Genomic DNA, 15,778 nt, shown 5'->3' with positions numbered 1-15,778 from the left:
CCGAACGCCTCGTGAACCCGCCGGGTCAGAGGTCCAGGTCGGTGAGTGCCTTCTCGCGCCAGTGGGCGCGGGGCGCGTCGGGAGCGATGACCGTGAGGTAGGTGGGGTGGTCCGGGGGGCCGGGGTCGAGGCGGAGGCCCAGGTCGGTACGGGCCGAGCCATGGGGGCAGCGGGCCAGGGCGGAACCCAGGTCGGCGGCGGTCACGGGGACGCGGGCGGGGAACTCGCGGAAGGCACGGGACCGGGTGTCGTCCAGGGCCGCCCAGTGCTCCCGCAGCAGGCGCTGGGCCAGGCCGAGCAGGACGTCCGTCCAGCCGTGGCGCAGCCGGGAGGGGACGCCGCGGATCCGGAGCTCGGGAACCCCGAAGACCCGCATGCCCCCGGTGCGCACCGTCCAGGAGCGGTGTGAGCCCTGGTCGGGCAGGGCCGTCACCGCCAACCACTCGGCGGCCGCGAAGTTCTCCGGTTCGTCGAACGGGTCGGGGGGCCTGGCCCAGGGTTCGAGGTCGGCGGTGACCCCGTCGACGAGGATGCCTCCGGTCCGCTCCGCCAGTTCGAAACCCACGGACGCGGCGACCGTGAGGTGGTCGGGCGGCCACGCCGCCGTCCCCGCGACGATGATCCGCAGGTGCCGTTCGGCCGCGCGCAGTCTTCTGACCGTGAAACCGTCGGACTCCAGACCGCATCGCGCGCAGTCCGGGCACTCGCCGGCCTCCACCAGCCAGGGCAGCGGTGGCTCCCGCCCGTCGACCACGTCGACCAGCGCTAATGTCCCCTTCCCCGGTTCCGGCGGGATCCACAGCGGAGCCGCCACCAGATACACGGCGTGGACCACTTCGGGCACCGGCAGGATCAGCGTCTTCGTCATACCGGCAAGCTAGATCCGCTCACCGACATTCCCCGAGAGTTCTCCCCAGGCCCGGCAGGGCACCGCCGACGGTGACCGACGGAGGGCGGCGGCCCCGAGGCCGCCGCCCTCCGTCGGTCACGTCCCGGGTCAGATGCCCCAGGAGGCGCGCAGCGGCATGCCCGACTCCTGGGAGGCGGGGAGCTTCACGCCGAGGATCTGGTGCAGCTGCACCATGTTCTGGTCGAAGCCCAGGCGGCAGCCGGCCATGTAGAGCCGCCAGACCCTGGCGATCTCCGAGCCGACCTCGGCTACGGCCTCGTCCCAGTGGTCGTCCAGGTTGCGGCACCAGTCCCGCAGGGTCATCGCGTAGTGCTCGCGGAGGTTCTCCTCGTGCCGGATCTCGAACCCCTGGTCGTTCATCTGGGTGAGGAGGAAGCCGGGACCCTCCAGCTCGCCGTCGGGGAACACGTAGCGGTTGATGAACCCGTCCGGGTTCATCGAGGACCGGGTGTTGTCTGGCCGGGTGATGCAGTGGTTGAGCATCCGCCCGCCGGGCTTGAGCTTGCGGTGCAGGAACCGGAAGTAGCCCGGGACGTTGGCCTGCCCGATGTGCTCGGTGAGCCCGATCGAGCTGACCGCGTCGAACCCCGCCTCGGGAACGTCCCGGTAGTCCATGTGCCGGACCTCGGCCAGCGAGCTCAGCCCGTTCTCGGCGATGGACTTCTGGGCCCACTCGGCCTGCTGCTTGGACAGGGTGACGCCCAGCACCTTGACCCCGTACTCGCGGGCCGCGTGCATGGCCATGCCGCCCCAGCCGCATCCGACGTCCAGCAGGCGCATGCCGGGACGCAGGCCGAGCTTGCGCGCCACCAGGTCGAACTTGGCGAACTGCGCCTCCTCCAGGGTGGAGTCCTTCGTCGGGTAGACGGCGCACGTGTAGGCCATGGAGGGGCCCAGCACCCACTCGTAGAAGGTGTTGGAGACGTCGTAGTGGTGGCTGATGGCCTGGGCGTCACGCTTCTTGGTGTGGCGGCGCAGCCGTCCCGTCTTGCGCACCTCGACGGAGGGCGGGTCCAGCCTGGTGGCGGCGGCGGCCCGCAGCAGCGGGTCGTCGATGACGCTCGCGAGCACCTTCAGGCGGTCGGCCACGCTGATCTCGCTCAGCGCGTGGGAGAGCCGGCTGAGGGTGGTGTACATGTCGCCGTGGACCTCGATGTGCCCGGTCACGTAGGCGCGGGCGAGGCCGAGCAGTCCGGGTGAGCGGACCAGATAGGAGACCGCGTAGGGAGATCGGATCTCGACCCGGACGTCCGTGTCCGAGCCTCCCGCACGGCTGCCGTCATAGGCGGCGAACTCGACCGGTACGCCTCCACCGTTGGTCACTTTTTCGAATACTTTGGCCAGGGTCATGTGCCCCTCACACACTTGTCATAGAGATCATACAAACGGCGTTCGGAATCGTATTCATCCTTGAGCGCCTGATAGGTGACGCCGTCGTAGTGGCGCCAGAATTCGTCACGCGAATAGAAGGAGGTGGAATAGAGCGATTTGTGCCCGTCCAGCGACTCCACCACCCGCTCGATGCGGCGGTTGTGATGATCGGGCAGCGCGCCGGGCCGCTGCGGGATCGTGCCCCAGAACCCGACGTTGACGTAGTCACGGCCGGGCTCCAGCGGATAGAGCGGCCACTTCTCCCTGGCCTTGAGCGGGCAGAGCCAGATCGGGCTCATGCCGATCTCCTCGTGGAAGAACTCGAGGAACTCCGGCAGCCGCTCGGTGGGGACCTCGATGTCCTGGATGACGTCCTCGCGCGGCGGCCTGCCCGTCCAGCGGTCGACGCGCGCGGTGAGGTGGGTGCGCTTGTCCAGCGCCACGAGCCTGCGGTAGACGTCCGAGCGCTTCCTGGAGTCCGGCCACAGCCGGCGCACCAGCGGGCGCTGCAGGCCGAAGGCGCCCGAGCACCAGAACCAGTCGGTGTCCCAGCGCCACAGGTAGTCGTGGACGGTCAGGAAGTCGACCGAACGCTCCTGGACGGAACGGAAGTAGATCTTCTGGCCGGTGTAGTCGGAACGGTAGGGCGCGGTGTCGGTGAACGTGCCCACCGTCAGGTAGACCTCGCCCGGCCCGAACACCGTGCCGTCCAGGAAGTCGGCGTCCTCGATCTCGAGGATCGCCCGCGACGCCTCGGCCGCGTCGGCGAAGCGCAGGTGCCGGAGCTTCACGAACGGCTTCACCGGGATGAGGTCGATCGTGAGCTTCAGCGCGTACCCGAGCGTCCCGTAGGAGTTGGGGAACCCGTAGAAGAGGTCGGCGTGCTCGTTGTCGCGGCGAGCCGTGACGATCCGGCCGTCCCCGGTGAGGATGTCCATCTCCCGGACGGCCTCGTGCGGCAGGCCCTGCCGGAACGACGTCGACTCGATGCCCAGGCCCGTGACGGCGCCGCCCAGGGTGATGGTCTTCAGCTGCGGGACGACCGTCGGCATCATGCCGTGGCGCAGCGTCTCGGCCACCAGGTCCTCGTAGGTGGTCATGCCCTGGACGACCGCCGTGTCGCCCTCCACCTTCAGCACCCGGTCGAACCCGCTCACGTCCAGGCCGGGCGCGGCGGGGGCGTCCCGGAACCGGAACAGGTTCGAGGTGGCCTTGGCCAACCGCACCGGCGAACCCGGTGGAATGGCGGCATAGGACGCGCGCAGTGCTGCCACTGCGGCGTCATGCGAGGATCCGACTGCGAGCATGGGCGCCTCCTCCTCTGATCTTCACATCTGCTTATGAATATAAACCTCCCGTCCCGTAAAAGATCTACGCGCATTTGGTGCGTCTCGCCACCCATAATTGGTGGACGGAGTCCATTCACGTATGGGTGCGATCTCGGCTTCCGAGAGAAACGTTCAGGTGGCGGCGCGATCCCGGTACTGGCGGCCCGGTTCGACGGAGGTTCCGGCCAGGAGTCCGCTGACCGTCACGAACTTGTAGCCACGTTCGGCCAGCGCCGCGAGAATTCCGGGAACCGCGTCGACGCTGCTCGAATGGATGTCGTGCAGCAGGACGATGTCGCCGGGCCGGGTCTGGGCGAGCACCCGGCGTTCGACCAGGGCGGTGTCGCGGTTCTGCCAGTCCAGCGGATCCACCGCCCACATGATCTCGGCCAGGCCGAACTCCTTGGCCGCCGAGGCGACGCGTGCGTTGGTCGCGCCGTATGGAGGACGCATCAAGGTCGCGTCATAGCCGGCGTGCTGCTTGATGACGGCCTGGGTCTTCTCGATCTCCGCCCGGAGGCCCTCCGGAGAGAGGGAGGTCAGGTCGGCGTGGCTCCAGGTGTGGTTGGCGATCTCATGACCGTCCGCCACCTCCCTGTGGAGGATCTCGGGATTCTCCTCCACCATCCGGCCCACCACGAAGAAGGTGGCCTTCGCCCGGTACCGGGCGAGGATCTGGAGCAGTTTGTCGCTCTCCTCCATCGGGCCGTCGTCGAAGGTGAGCGCGACGCACTTGGCCACCGCGCAGTTCACCCTGGTGAACTCGGGGCTCAGGCCGCGCCGGGCGTCCGGGTCCGGTTCTCTGAGAGTCACGGGCCGGGGGGCCGTCACGGCACCGGCCGCGTTCATCGGCGCCACGTTCCCGGCCGAGCCCCCGCAGGCCGCGAGGGTTGCGATGAGCCCGGCCACCATCACGATCCGCCTCATCGCTCCCCCCGGTCATTGGAAACGATATGGACATGCCCGGGCATACGCGCTCGGGAACCAGATGCCGGATATCTTCGTTATCGCTTTCCCTTCACTTTTCCCCCACAGGACGGTCGGAATCGGGATGAAGTTCTGGGACCGTTTCGGACTCCGCCGCCATCGCGGCGGAGCGATACAGCGATTCGACCGGGAAGCGACGGACTCCGACGTCAAAGCCCTCATCGCCTTCGCCAAGGAGCGGCGGGGCGTGGAGTTCTACGTCGAGCCCGAGACCTTCGCCACCGACACCACCGCCGTCGCGGTCGCCCACGACGGCGAATGGATCAGACGGCGGGTCGGCGCGCCCGCGGTCATCGCCAAGGTCGCACGCGACCTGAAACTGCCCGTCTACGACGTGCAGATCGTTGGATATCCCCAACGAATGCGCGAATGGAACGAGCGCAACAAACACCAGCGGGGCTCCCTGTGAGCCGGTTATCCACAGGCCTCCCGCGAGGCCGCCGAGACCGTGGGAGCGTCGGGGCATGAACGATCCACGGCTCAGCGATCCGCGGCGGGGCGCCTCCCCGCTGGTCATCCACGATCCCGGCGACCTGGTGTCGGCGGTGCCCTACATGCTCGGCTTCCACCCGTCCGACAGCCTGGTGGTGATCGGCTGCGGCGGCCCGCGGGGCTCCTGCGCGCTGCGGTACGACTTAACTCTTCCTCCCGCGGCGGCCCTGCACCTGACCGAGGTCCTCGCCCTCCACGGCTTCAGGGCGGCGATGCTCGCCGGCTACGGGCCGAGGGAACGGGTGGATCCGGCGATCGCGTCGGCCGTCCGGGCGCTGCTCGCCGCCGGGATCGAGGTGCACGAGGCGGTACGCGTTCACGAGGGGCGTTTCTGGTCCGCCTCCTGCGACCGCGACGGCCGGGGCCGGGAGCTCTCCACCACCGCGCTGGCCGCGCAGGCCGTGCTCGACGGACTGGTCGCCCTGCCGGACCGCGACAGCCTCGCGGCGACCATCACCCCGCTCCCCGACCCCGTGCGGAGCCGGGCCCTGCGGGAGACCCGGCTGGTGGGCGGGCGGGTCTCGGTGCCCGAGGGGCTCGCCCTGGTGCGCGAGCTGGCCCGGCGGCTGGAACGGGGGCGGCCGCCACCGTCGATGCCGCGGATCGCCCGGCTCACCGTGGCGCTGTCCGAGATCCGGGTGCGGGACGAGGCCTGGGTGCGGATCGATCCCGGTTCGCTTCCCCGGCACCTGGAGTTCTGGCGCCACGTGCTGCGGCGCGCCGCGCCCGCCCACCGGGCGGCCCCCGCCTCTCTGTTCGCCTACTGCGCCTTCACCTCCGGCGACGGAGGACTCGCCAACCTCGCGCTCGACCTGGCGCTGGAGGACGATCCCGGCTACTCCATGGCCCTGCTGCTGCGCCAGGCCATCGCGTCCGGAATGCATCCCTCCACCGCGGTGATCGGACTGACACCCGAGGACCTCGCCGAGTCCTACGCCGATCCCCCGGAACCGCACGGGCGCCCGGCCGGAACGAAGCGAGGGGCCCGGTCGAGCGGGAAGAAAAAGGAGGAAAAACCAGGAGGCGAGGGGGCTTACACACTCTTTGAGTGATCTGGGTCATAGAGTGCTCGACGTGAATTTCATGCGTCGATGGCCCTGGCCCCTCCGCTGGGGCGCCCGGGTCCTTGCCCTCATGCTGGCCCTCGCCCTCGTGGCCTCCCTCTGGGTGGTGTGGACCGTCCGCCGGTCCTTCCCCGACTATGACGGGGAGGTCCGGCTGACGGGCCTCAACGCCTCGGTCACCGTGCACCGGGACGGCTACGGAGTCCCTCAGATCTACGCCTCCTCCTCCGAGGACCTCTTCAAGGCCCAGGGGTATGTGACGGCGCAGGACAGGTTCTGGGAGATGGACTTCCGGCGCCACGTGACGTCCGGCCGGCTGTCGGAGCTGTTCGGCGAGACGACCGTCGAGACCGACAAGGTCGTGCGGACCCTCGGCTGGCGAAAGATCGCCGAGCGGGAGCTCGCCCTGCTGGAGCCGGAGACCGTCAGGTTGCTGGAGGCCTACGCCGACGGTGTGAACGCCTGGCTGAAGCACCACCCCGACACCGCGGGCCAGTCGCTCGAGTACTCGGTGCTCGGCCTCCAGCGCAGCGGCTACCGGCCCGAACGCTGGACCCCGGCCGACTCGGTGGCCTGGCTCAAGGCGATGGCCTGGGACCTGCGCTCCAACATGGACGAGGAGATCGGCCGCGCGCTCGCCGGAACGGGGCTTCCGCGGGAGCGGGTGGATCAGCTCTACCCCGAGTACGACGACAAGCGGCTGCCCGTCATCGTCGCGAGTGACGAGAAGTCCGGTGAGAAGCCCGCGAGCACGACGGAGCAGGCACCCGCCAGGGCGCTGAGCGGCGTGCTGGAGACGATCCGGGCGATGCCCGAGTCGATGGGCAACGGCGCCTCGGAGATCGGCTCCAACTCCTGGGTCGTCTCGGGTTCGCGCACCGCCACGGGCAAGCCGCTGCTGGCCAACGACCCGCACCTGGCCCCGCAGATGCCGTCGGTCTGGTACCAGGCGGGCCTGCACTGCCTGACGGTCACCGAGGAATGCCCCTACGACGTCACCGGATTCACCTTCGCCGGGCTGCCCGGCGTCGTCATCGGGCACAACCAGCGCGTCGCCTGGGGATTCACCAACCTGGGCCCCGACGTGACCGACCTGTACATCGAGCGGGTCGACGGGGGGAACGCCGAGTACAAGGGCGAGAAGGAGCCCCTGCAGATCCGGAAGGAGACCATAGAGGTCGCCGGCGGAGAGAACGTCGAGCTCACCGTACGCGCCACCCGGCACGGCCCGATCATCTCGGACGTCCTGGAGAACCCCGGCAAGCTGGTCTCCGGCCCGACCGAGGCGATCGCGATGCGCTGGACGGCGCTGGACCCCGGCCGCACCGCCGACGCCGTCTTCAAGATGAACCGGTCGACCGACTGGAAGTCCTTCCGCGAGGCGGCCTCGGCCTTCGAGGTGCCCTCACAGAACCTCGTCTACGCGGACGTCGACGGCAACATCGGCTACCAGTCCCCCGGCCGCATCCCCGTCCGGAGCAAGGGCGACGGCACCAGGCCCGTGCCCGGCTGGGACGGCGAGCACGAGTGGAAGGGCTTCCTCTCCTTCGAGGAGCTGCCCTCGATCCAGAACCCGGAGAAGGGCTACATCGTCACCGCCAACAACGCGGTCGTCGACTCCGGCTACGAGCACCTGCTCACCAAGGACTGGGCCTACGGCTACCGCGCGGACCGCATCGACGAGCTGCTCGAAGGCGACGCCGAAATCGACGTGGCCGGCATGGCGAAGATCCAGCTGGACTCCCGCAACGGCTTCGCCCCGACCCTGGTCCCCCACCTGCAGCGGGTGGGCTCCGGCCTCAAGGGCGTCGAGCTGCTGAAGGACTGGGACTTCGCCCAGCCCACCGGCTCGGCGGCCGCCGCCTTCTACAACGCCGCCTGGCGCCACCTGCTCCTGCGCGCCTTCGACGACGACCTCCCCGAAGGCGCCCGCCCCGACGGCGGCGACCGCTGGTTCGAGGTGGTCCGCGCCCTTCTGGAGGCCCCGGACGACCCCTACTGGGACGACACCGCCACCCCGCAGAAGGAGGACCGCGACACCATCCTCGAGTCGGCCCTCCGAGCCGCCGCGGACGAGCTCACCGACCTGCTCGGCGACACCCCTTCCGAGTGGCGCTGGGGCGACCTGCACACCCTCACGGTGACCAACCAGACCTTCGGCACCTCGGGCATCGGCGTCGTCGAACGCCTCTTCAACCGCGGCCCCCTGAACCTCGCCGGCGGCCAGTCCATCGTCAACGCCACCGGCTGGGACGCCCAGAAGGGCTACGCCGTCGACTGGGTCCCCTCCATGCGCCTGGTCGCCGACCTCTCCGACTTCGACGCCTCCCGCTACATCAACCTCACCGGCGCCAGCGGACACGCCTTCTCCGACCACTACTGGGACCAGACCCCCCTGTGGGCCGAGGGCAGGACCATCTCCTGGCCCTTCACCCCCGCCCGCGTCAAGAAGGACTCCCGCCACACCCTCACCCTGACCCCCTGACCCTCTGACCCCCCGGTGCCCCCGCCCCCGCGCGGGGGCACCCCCGTCACCACCAGGCATCGAGCCCTTCCCCGAGAACCCCCGAAAACGTGACCGGCGCTCTGGTCCTCGGACGGTCAGCCCTGCCGGCCGACGACGAGAACGGGCACCGGTGAAACGTCCGGGTTCCCCACCGCGAACAAGTCAAGGACAGGCGGAACACCTGTCTCGCCCCTTCATCGCACCGCGAGGAGAAGATCGTGGAAGTCCGCCCGTGGGATCCGGAGAACTACGCTCCCGGCCGCGTCAGCCGCGTCCGCTGCACTTGGGGCGGCAACGGCCCCGAAGACCCCTGCACCGGAGAGATGAAATACACCGTCATCGACGGCAACGGCGCCCGCTGGTCCAGCTGCGAAGACCACTGGACCGCCTACCGGAACTCCCTCCGCTGACGCACCGGACGGGGTCGGCGCTCAGGCGGTGGTGAGGCGGGTGAGGGCGGAGCGGACCACGGCGGGGTCGGTGGTGGTCCAGAAGGGAGGGAGCGAGGACTGGAGGAAGGAGCCGTAGCGGGCGGTGGACAGGCGGGGGTCGAGGATCGCCACGACGCCCTTGTCGGAGGTGCTGCGCAGGAGGCGGCCCGCGCCCTGGGCCAGGAGGAGGGCGGCCTGGGAGGCCGCGACCTGCATGAAGCCGTTGCCGCCCCGGGCGGCCACGGCGCGCTGGCGGGCCGAGGCCACCGGGTCGTCGGGGCGGGGGAAGGGGATGCGGTCCATGACGACCAGGGAGAGGGACGGGCCCGGGACGTCGACGCCCTGCCACAGCGACAGGGTGCCGAAGAGGCAGGTCTCGGGGGACTCGGCGAACTGCTTGACCAGCTGGGACGTGGAGTCCTCGCCCTGGCAGAGGACGGGGAAGTCGGTCTCGAGCTCCTCTGCCGCCTGCTTGGCCGCGCGCATCGAGGAGAACAGCCCCAGGGTGCGGCCCCCGGCCGCCTGGATGAGGGCGGAGAGCTCCTCCAGGTACTCCTTGGGCAGGCCGTCGCGACCCGGCGCGGGCAGGTGCCTGGCGATGTAGAGGATGCCGCTGCGCGGGTAGTCGAACGGGGAGCCGACGTCGAGGCCCGACCAGATCAGAGGCTTCTCGTCATCAGCGGAGGCGCCCCCGTCCTCGGTCGCGGGGACCGGCGGCCCGGCCGTACCGAGGGAGGGCAGCCCCCACTGGCGGGCGAGCGGCTCGAACGAGCCGCCCAGGGTCAGGGTGGCCGAGGTGAGGATCGTGGTGCGGGTCCGGAACAGGGACTCGCGCAGCAGCCCGCCGACGGCGATGGGCGCGACGTGCAGCGCGGGCGGCCACTTGCCCTCGAAGGACTTGGAGAGCCAGACGACGTCCCAGCGCTCGGAGATGGGCACCTCGAACGACTTGAGCATGCGCTCCGCCGTGGTGTTCAGGTCCTCCAGCGAGGTCTTGGCCGCCCTGCGCCCCGCGGCGACGGCCGGGTCGGCCTCCTTCGGCTCGGGCCCGAGCGCCCGCAGGCACTCCTGGGCGGTCTCCCGCAGGGCCTGGAGCGTGTTGCCCAGATGCGACGGCAGCATGTCCAGCCGGGCGGCTTCCTGCTCCTCCATCGCGACCCGCAGGTCCTCGCCGAGCTCCTTGAGGCGGTCGGCGCTCCGGTCGGCGACGAGCTTGCCCGCGCGCCGCGCCGCCGTCTCCACGGCGTTCGCCGACAACTCCGAGGAGGCCACCGAGGTGACCCGGTCGACGAGGTCGTGGGCCTCGTCGATGACGACCGCGTCGTGCTCGGGCAGCACCTGGAAGTCCTCGAGCGCGTCGATGGCCAGCATCGCGTGGTTGGTCACCACCAGGTCGGCCTCCGCCGCCTCGGCCCTGGCCAGCTCGGAGAAGCAGGACTGGGCCTGCGGGCAGCGCTGGCCGCCCAGGCACTCCTTGGCCGTGACCGACACCTGCCGCCACGCCTGCTCGGAGACACCGGGCACCAGCTCGTCCCGGTCGCCCCTCTCGGTGCTCTCCGCCCATTCGTGCAGCCGCTGCACCTGGCGTCCGAGCGCCGAGACCTGGGCGGTGTCGAACAGTCCGTCCTCGGGGTCGTCCGGCGCGCCCACCGACATCCGGTTGAGGCAGACGTAGTTGCGCCGCCCCTTGAGGATCGCGTAGTTCAGTTCCCGGCCGAGCAGCGGTTCGAGGGCCTCGGCCAGCCGGGGGAGGTCCCTGTCGACGAGCTGCTGCTGCAGCGCGATGGTCGCCGTGGAGACCACGACCGTGACCCCCTTGGAGACCGCGTGGCGCACCGCCGGCACCAGGTAGGCCAGGGACTTGCCCGTGCCCGTCCCCGCCTGCACGGCCAGGTGCTCCTTGCGCCGCAGCGCCTGGTCGACGGCCTCGACCATCTTCGTCTGGCCGGGTCTCTCCGTACCGCCGACCGCCTCCACTGACGCGGCCACCAGCTCGCTCAGCGGCGGCAGGTCGTTCTTGGCGATACGGGGCTGGGGAGCGGGAGAAGACACCCGGCAACCGTACCGGCCCCCACCCACAGAACGCTCCGTCATCCACAGGCTTCCCCGCCGCGCATCCCGGAATCCCGCCGCGGGGCGGGTCAGGTGCGGCGTGTCTCCAGGAAGGCCGAGAACCTCCCGATGGCGTCCTCCAGGACCTCGGCGTGCGGCAGGGTGACGAACCGGAAATGGTCGGGCCTCGGCCAGTTGAACCCCGTTCCGTGGACGATGAGCAGCTTCTGCTCCTCCAGGAGGTCCAGGCAGAAGCGCATGTCATCGGCGATCGGGTACGCCAGCGGATCGAGCCGCGGGAAGACGTACAGCGCCCCCTGGGGCTGGACGCAGCTCACCCCGGGGATGTCGTTGAGCAGTTTGACGGTGCGGTCCCGCTGTTCCAGCAGCCGTCCTCCGGGCCGCACGAGCTCCCGGATGCTCTGCCGCCCGCCGAGCGCGGCCTGGATGGCGTGCTGCGCCGGCGCGTTCGGGCACAGCCGCATGTTGGCGATGACCTCGATGCCCTCTATGTAGGACTCCGCTTCCAGCTTCGGCCCCGACAGCACCACCCAGCCGGAGCGGAACCCCGCCACCCGGTAGGACTTCGACAGCCCGCTGAAGGTCAGGCAGAACAGGTCGGGGGCGAGCGCGGCGATCGAGGTGTGGACGGCCCCGTCGTAGAGGATCCGGTCGTAGATCTCGTCCGAGAAGACGAGCAGGCCGTGCCGCCGCGCCAGCTCCGCGATCTTCTCCAGCGTCCGGGGCGAGTAGACGGCCCCGGTCGGGTTGTTGGGGTTGATGATCACCAGCGCCCTGGTCCGGGGGGTGATCTTGTCCTCCATGTCCTGGAGGGACGGCTGCCAGGCGTCCTCCTCGTCGCACAGGTAGTGCACGGGAGTACCCCCGCTGAGCGACACCGCGGCGGTCCACAGCGGATAGTCCGGGGCGGGGATCAGCACCTCGTCGCCGTTGTTCAGCAGCGCCTGCATCGTCATGACGATCAGCTCGGAGACCCCGTTGCCCAGGAAGACGTCCTCGACGTCCAGCCCCCGGAAACCCTGCTCCTCGTAGTGCTGCACCACGGCCCGCCGCGCGGAGAGCAGGCCCTTGGAGTCGCTGTAACCGTGCGCCTGGGAGAGGTTGAGGACGACGTCCTGGACGATCTCCGGCGGGGCCTCGAAACCGAACGGGGCGGGATTGCCGATGTTGAGCTTGAGCACTCTGTGCCCGGCGTCCTCGAGCTGCTTGGCCCGCTTGAGCACCGGACCTCTGATCTCGTAACAGACGTCCGCCAACTTGTCCGACTGTTTCACCCGCATGACATCACAGTAGTCGTGGCCCGTTCCACATGTCGCGCAGGTTTCCGGAGGCTGTGACCCGCACAACATACAAGCAGGCTTGCTTGCTTGTATGTGTTCGACGTACCGTCCGGAGCATGTCCATGAGCAGGCGCCGCCACCGCAGGCCCGGCAGCCGCACCCAGGCCGAGCGCAGATCCGCCACCCGGGCCCGGCTGCTGGACGCCACCGCCGAGACCCTCGCCGATCTCGGCTGGGCCGGGCTGTCCACCACCGAGGTCTCCCGTCGCGCCGGGGTCAGCCGCGGCGCCCAGCAGCACCACTACCCGACCAAGACGGAGCTGGTCGCGGCCGCCTTGGAGCACCTCCTGGACCGGCTGCGCAATGAATACCAAGACGCCTACACCCGCCTTCCCGACGAGCAGCGCAACGTCGCCGGGGCTCTGGAGCTGTTCTGGGCGACGCTCCAGCAGCCTCCTGCCCTGGCCCTGCTGGAGCTGGCGCTGGCCGGCCGCACCGACGACACCCTGCACGAGCTCAGCAAGCAGCTGAACGACCGGGTCGTGGAGATCGTCAAGGAGGTCTTCCACGAGCTCTTCCCCGAGAGCCTTCCCGACGACGCGGTCGACACCCTGATCCGCGGGCTGTTCGCCCTGCTGGTCGGCCTCTCCCTGCAGAACTCGCTGGACGGCGACGAGAACGGGCACCAGCGCGCCGTCCTGAACATGATCAAAGCCTTCGCCCAGGACCTCATCCCCCCGGACTGACGAGGAGCAAGAACCATGGCCAAGCCCCCCACCGAGCTCGCCGAGGAAGTCCGCGAGAGGGTCGAGGACCGCAGGTCCTACCTGAGCGTCATCGACCGTCTGAACAAGGCCAGTGTGGACAAGCACTGGGAGGCCTACTCCGACATCCCCTGGGACGACCCCGAGTACCGGATCGACCCGGACGACCCGCGCTGGATCCTGCCGGCCGACGACCGGCTGGGCTCCACCGCCTGGTACCGGGCCCAGCCCGTCGAGGTCCAGGCCCGGATCGGGCTGTGGCGGGTGGCCACCGCGATGAAGATCGGCCTGCAGTTCGAGAACCTGCTCAAGCGCGGCCTGCTCAACTACGCCTACCGGCTACCCAACGGCCGGCCCGAGTTCCGGTACGTCTACCACGAGACGACCGAGGAGTGTCATCACGGGATGATGTTCCAGGAGTTCGTCAACCGCACCGGGATGCCGATCAAGGGCATGCCCCGGTCGCTCAGCCTGGTCGCCCAGCTCGCCCCGCTCATCCCGCTGGTCTCCACCGAGCTCTTCTTCGTCTTCGTGCTCGGCGGCGAGGACCCGATCGACTACGTGCAGCGCCGGTGGATCAAGGAGGGGCGCACCAAGCACCCGCTCGAGGAGACCATCATGAAGATCCACATCGCCGAGGAGGCGCGGCACATCTCCTTCGCCCGGCACTTCCTCAAGCACCGGGTGCCCCGGCTGAACCGGGTCCGCCGCCAGGCCCTCGGCCTGTTCACCCCGATCGTGCTGGGGGTGATGGCGCGGATCATGCTCTCCCCGCCCGGCTCGATGGTCCGGCGCTTCGGCATCCCGCAGGACGTGGTGCGCGAGGCCTACCGGAACGAGGCGGCCCGGGTGGAGCTGCGCGACTGCGTCGCCAAGATCCGTGACCTGATGGCCGAGCTGGGTCTCGTCAACGGCGTCAACAAGCGGGTCTGGGCCGCCTTCGGCATCTGGGACGAGCCGAAGATCCGCAAGGCCGCCAGAGCCGCGGCGTGAATCCCTGGTGTGCGTCCTTTCCGCCCGAAAGGACGCACACCTTTCAGTGGTGCCCCCGCAGGTCAGCGCCCTAGACTCTAGCGACTTGTCGGCTTGATCAATTTTTGGGGCGTTTATGAGCATCACGATCGTCACGGGAGGCGCCTCCGGAATCGGACGCTCCCTCGCCGCGGAACTGGCCGGACGCGGTGACACCGTGATCATCGCCGACATCGACGCCGCGGGCGCGGCCGAGACCGCCGAGCGCCTGAACGGCCGGTTCGACGGCAAGGCCTTCGCCGCCGCCCTCGACGTCACCGACGCCGACGCCGTTCGGGACCTCTACCGGCAGGTCGCCCACGACCACGGCAGACTCGACCTGGTCTTCAACAACGCCGGCATCGCCGTCGCCGGCCTAGTCGAGGAGCTCACCCTCGCCCACTGGCACCGCGCCATCGAGATCAACCTGAAGGGCGTCGTCCACGGAGTGGACGCCGCCTACCGGATCATGCTGGAGCAGGGCTCCGGCCACATCGTGAACACCGCGTCGCTCGCCGGCCTCTTCCCCATGCCGCTGGGCCTTCCCTACACCGCCACCAAGCACGCGGTAGTCGGCCTGAGCCTCGGTCTCCGCGCCGAAGCGGCCACCCGCGGCATCAAGGTCAGCGCCGTCTGCCCCGGCTTCGTCGACACCAGCCTGCTCAAGACGGTCAACTCCGGACTCCCCGAGACCGGCATGAGCAGCAAGCCCGAAGCCGCCGGAGACGAGACCCCCAACAAGAGCCTCTACTCCCCCGACGCCATGGCCCGGGACATCGTGAAGGGCGTGGCCCGCAACCGTGCCCTCATCGTCGCCCCCGCCTCCGGCCGGATCGCCTGGCGGGCCATGAGGGTCAGCCCCAGACTCGCCGTCCGGCTCGGCCGGATCGCGGTGAAGGGCTACCTCAAGGAGCACGGCCTCGACTGACCCGCTCCGCGGCTACCGTGGAGGCATGGAACGAGTACTGGTGAGCAGCTGCCTCCTGGGACGACCGGTCCGCTACGACGGCAGGGCCAAGACCAGCTCGTCGCGGATCCTCGCCCGCTGGCGGGCCGAAGGGCGGCTGGTCCCGTTCTGCCCGGAACTCGCCGGCGGTCTCGGTGTCCCCCGTTCCCCCGCCGAGCTCCGGGACGGCCGCGTCGTCACCGTGGACGGCCAGGACGTCACCGACGCTTTCACTCTGGGCGCGGAACTCGCGCTCGCCGCCGCCCGGAACGCCGGAGTACGAGTCGCCGTCCTCAAGGAGGGCAGTCCTTCCTGCGGCAGCGGCCGCATCGCGGACGGCACTTTCAGCGGCGGCGGCGGCATCCCCGGAGCCGGCGTCACCACCGCCCTCCTGCGCGCCCACGGCATCGCCGTCTTCAATGAGGACCAGTTCGAGGCCGCGGACGCCCTTCTCCACGACTGAAGTAAAAACCCCGGGAAATGCGGAAAGGCCCCCGACATCGTCTTTCCACTGGAAATGCGAAAAAGGCCCCGGATGCATATCCGGGGCCTTTCTCGATGTTGATTGCGGCGGTGACCTACTCTCCCACACAGTCTCCCGTGCAGTACCATCGG

General features: G+C 69.7%; 14 protein-coding genes. 8 read left to right on the top strand and 6 right to left on the bottom strand.

Features of this window, described 5'->3' with window-relative positions:
* Window positions 1-25: 25 nt before the first annotated feature.
* From ABD327_RS21570 to ABD327_RS21555, 4 genes are all read right to left on the bottom strand, one after another.
* Window positions 26-868 (bottom strand): hypothetical protein, encoded by an 843-nt coding sequence (locus tag ABD327_RS21570; RefSeq protein WP_344452381.1) that lies wholly within the window; start codon window positions 866-868, stop codon window positions 26-28.
* Window positions 869-997: 129 nt separating this feature from the next.
* Window positions 998-2,260 carry a class I SAM-dependent methyltransferase gene (locus ABD327_RS21565; RefSeq protein ID WP_344452380.1) on the bottom strand — a complete coding sequence of 421 codons (1,263 nt, stop codon included), beginning with the start codon at window positions 2,258-2,260 and terminating at the stop codon, window positions 998-1,000.
* Window positions 2,257-3,588: an FAD-binding oxidoreductase gene (locus ABD327_RS21560; RefSeq protein ID WP_344452379.1), complete on the bottom strand. Its 1,332-nt coding sequence runs from the start codon at window positions 3,586-3,588 to the stop codon at window positions 2,257-2,259. Before ABD327_RS21560 ends, ABD327_RS21565 begins: the two co-directional genes overlap by 4 nt.
* A 153-nt stretch (window positions 3,589-3,741) precedes the next feature.
* Window positions 3,742-4,536 carry a polysaccharide deacetylase family protein gene (locus ABD327_RS21555; protein WP_344452378.1) on the bottom strand — a complete coding sequence of 265 codons (795 nt, stop codon included), beginning with the start codon at window positions 4,534-4,536 and terminating at the stop codon, window positions 3,742-3,744.
* Window positions 4,537-4,660: 124 nt separating this feature from the next.
* Between ABD327_RS21555 and ABD327_RS21550 the strand changes: the two genes are divergently transcribed.
* The 4 genes from ABD327_RS21550 to ABD327_RS21535 all read left to right on the top strand — a co-directional run bounded on the left by ABD327_RS21550 (window position 4,661) and on the right by ABD327_RS21535 (window position 9,068).
* A complete protein-coding gene (locus ABD327_RS21550) occupies window positions 4,661-5,005 on the top strand; it encodes a nucleoside phosphorylase-I family protein (RefSeq protein WP_344452377.1) in 345 nt (114 codons plus the stop codon).
* Window positions 5,006-5,060: 55 nt separating this feature from the next.
* Window positions 5,061-6,140, top strand: coding sequence for a DUF4192 domain-containing protein (locus ABD327_RS21545; protein WP_344452376.1), 1,080 nt, complete (start codon window positions 5,061-5,063; stop codon window positions 6,138-6,140).
* Between the two features lie 31 nt (window positions 6,141-6,171).
* Complete coding sequence (locus ABD327_RS21540) at window positions 6,172-8,637, top strand: penicillin acylase family protein (protein WP_344452495.1); 2,466 nt, start codon at window positions 6,172-6,174, stop codon at window positions 8,635-8,637.
* 239 nt (window positions 8,638-8,876) lie between these two features.
* A complete protein-coding gene (locus ABD327_RS21535; RefSeq protein WP_344452375.1) occupies window positions 8,877-9,068 on the top strand; it encodes a hypothetical protein in 192 nt (63 codons plus the stop codon).
* A gap of 21 nt (window positions 9,069-9,089) precedes the next feature.
* On the opposite strand, the gene ABD327_RS21530 is transcribed toward ABD327_RS21535, so the two are convergent.
* A complete protein-coding gene (locus ABD327_RS21530) occupies window positions 9,090-11,183 on the bottom strand; it encodes an ATP-dependent DNA helicase (RefSeq protein WP_425547168.1) in 2,094 nt (697 codons plus the stop codon).
* A 47-nt stretch (window positions 11,184-11,230) separates the two neighbouring features.
* Window positions 11,231-12,442: a pyridoxal phosphate-dependent aminotransferase gene (locus ABD327_RS21525; RefSeq protein WP_344452373.1), complete on the bottom strand. Its 1,212-nt coding sequence runs from the start codon at window positions 12,440-12,442 to the stop codon at window positions 11,231-11,233.
* 116 nt (window positions 12,443-12,558) lie between these two features.
* Between ABD327_RS21525 and ABD327_RS21520 the strand changes: the two genes are divergently transcribed.
* From ABD327_RS21520 to ABD327_RS21505, 4 genes are all read left to right on the top strand, one after another.
* Window positions 12,559-13,188, top strand: coding sequence for a TetR/AcrR family transcriptional regulator (locus tag ABD327_RS21520; RefSeq protein WP_344452372.1), 630 nt, complete (start codon window positions 12,559-12,561; stop codon window positions 13,186-13,188).
* A 15-nt stretch (window positions 13,189-13,203) separates the two neighbouring features.
* Window positions 13,204-14,199 (top strand): AurF N-oxygenase family protein, encoded by a 996-nt coding sequence (locus tag ABD327_RS21515; protein ID WP_344452371.1) that lies wholly within the window; start codon window positions 13,204-13,206, stop codon window positions 14,197-14,199.
* Window positions 14,200-14,314: 115 nt separating this feature from the next.
* On the top strand, window positions 14,315-15,145 hold the full coding sequence (locus ABD327_RS21510; protein WP_344452370.1) for an SDR family NAD(P)-dependent oxidoreductase: 831 nt from the start codon (window positions 14,315-14,317) through the stop codon (window positions 15,143-15,145).
* 25 nt (window positions 15,146-15,170) lie between these two features.
* Window positions 15,171-15,626 carry a 2-thiouracil desulfurase family protein gene (locus ABD327_RS21505; protein WP_344452369.1) on the top strand — a complete coding sequence of 152 codons (456 nt, stop codon included), beginning with the start codon at window positions 15,171-15,173 and terminating at the stop codon, window positions 15,624-15,626.
* The last annotated feature ends 152 nt before the right edge of the window (window positions 15,627-15,778 follow it).

The sequence above is a fragment of the Actinocorallia aurantiaca genome (assembly GCF_039533685.1).
Lineage (GTDB): Bacteria > Actinomycetota > Actinomycetes > Streptosporangiales > Streptosporangiaceae > Actinocorallia > Actinocorallia aurantiaca.
Note: the sequence above shows the minus strand (reverse complement) of the source record. Positions and strands in the feature narration are given on the sequence as shown.

Coding starts and splice junctions, on each gene's coding strand:
- ABD327_RS21550 (WP_344452377.1), top strand. CDS start 4,661: ATGAAGTTCTGGGACCGTTTCGGACTCCGCCGCCATCGCGGCGGAGCG.
- ABD327_RS21520 (WP_344452372.1), top strand. CDS start 12,559: ATGTCCATGAGCAGGCGCCGCCACCGCAGGCCCGGCAGCCGCACCCAG.
- ABD327_RS21555 (WP_344452378.1), bottom strand. CDS start 4,536: ATGAGGCGGATCGTGATGGTGGCCGGGCTCATCGCAACCCTCGCGGCC.
- ABD327_RS21540 (WP_344452495.1), top strand. CDS start 6,172: ATGCGTCGATGGCCCTGGCCCCTCCGCTGGGGCGCCCGGGTCCTTGCC.
- ABD327_RS21545 (WP_344452376.1), top strand. CDS start 5,061: ATGAACGATCCACGGCTCAGCGATCCGCGGCGGGGCGCCTCCCCGCTG.
- ABD327_RS21510 (WP_344452370.1), top strand. CDS start 14,315: ATGAGCATCACGATCGTCACGGGAGGCGCCTCCGGAATCGGACGCTCC.
- ABD327_RS21525 (WP_344452373.1), bottom strand. CDS start 12,442: ATGCGGGTGAAACAGTCGGACAAGTTGGCGGACGTCTGTTACGAGATC.
- ABD327_RS21565 (WP_344452380.1), bottom strand. CDS start 2,260: ATGACCCTGGCCAAAGTATTCGAAAAAGTGACCAACGGTGGAGGCGTA.
- ABD327_RS21505 (WP_344452369.1), top strand. CDS start 15,171: ATGGAACGAGTACTGGTGAGCAGCTGCCTCCTGGGACGACCGGTCCGC.
- ABD327_RS21530 (WP_425547168.1), bottom strand. CDS start 11,183: ATGACGGAGCGTTCTGTGGGTGGGGGCCGGTACGGTTGCCGGGTGTCT.
- ABD327_RS21570 (WP_344452381.1), bottom strand. CDS start 868: ATGACGAAGACGCTGATCCTGCCGGTGCCCGAAGTGGTCCACGCCGTG.
- ABD327_RS21515 (WP_344452371.1), top strand. CDS start 13,204: ATGGCCAAGCCCCCCACCGAGCTCGCCGAGGAAGTCCGCGAGAGGGTC.
- ABD327_RS21560 (WP_344452379.1), bottom strand. CDS start 3,588: ATGCTCGCAGTCGGATCCTCGCATGACGCCGCAGTGGCAGCACTGCGC.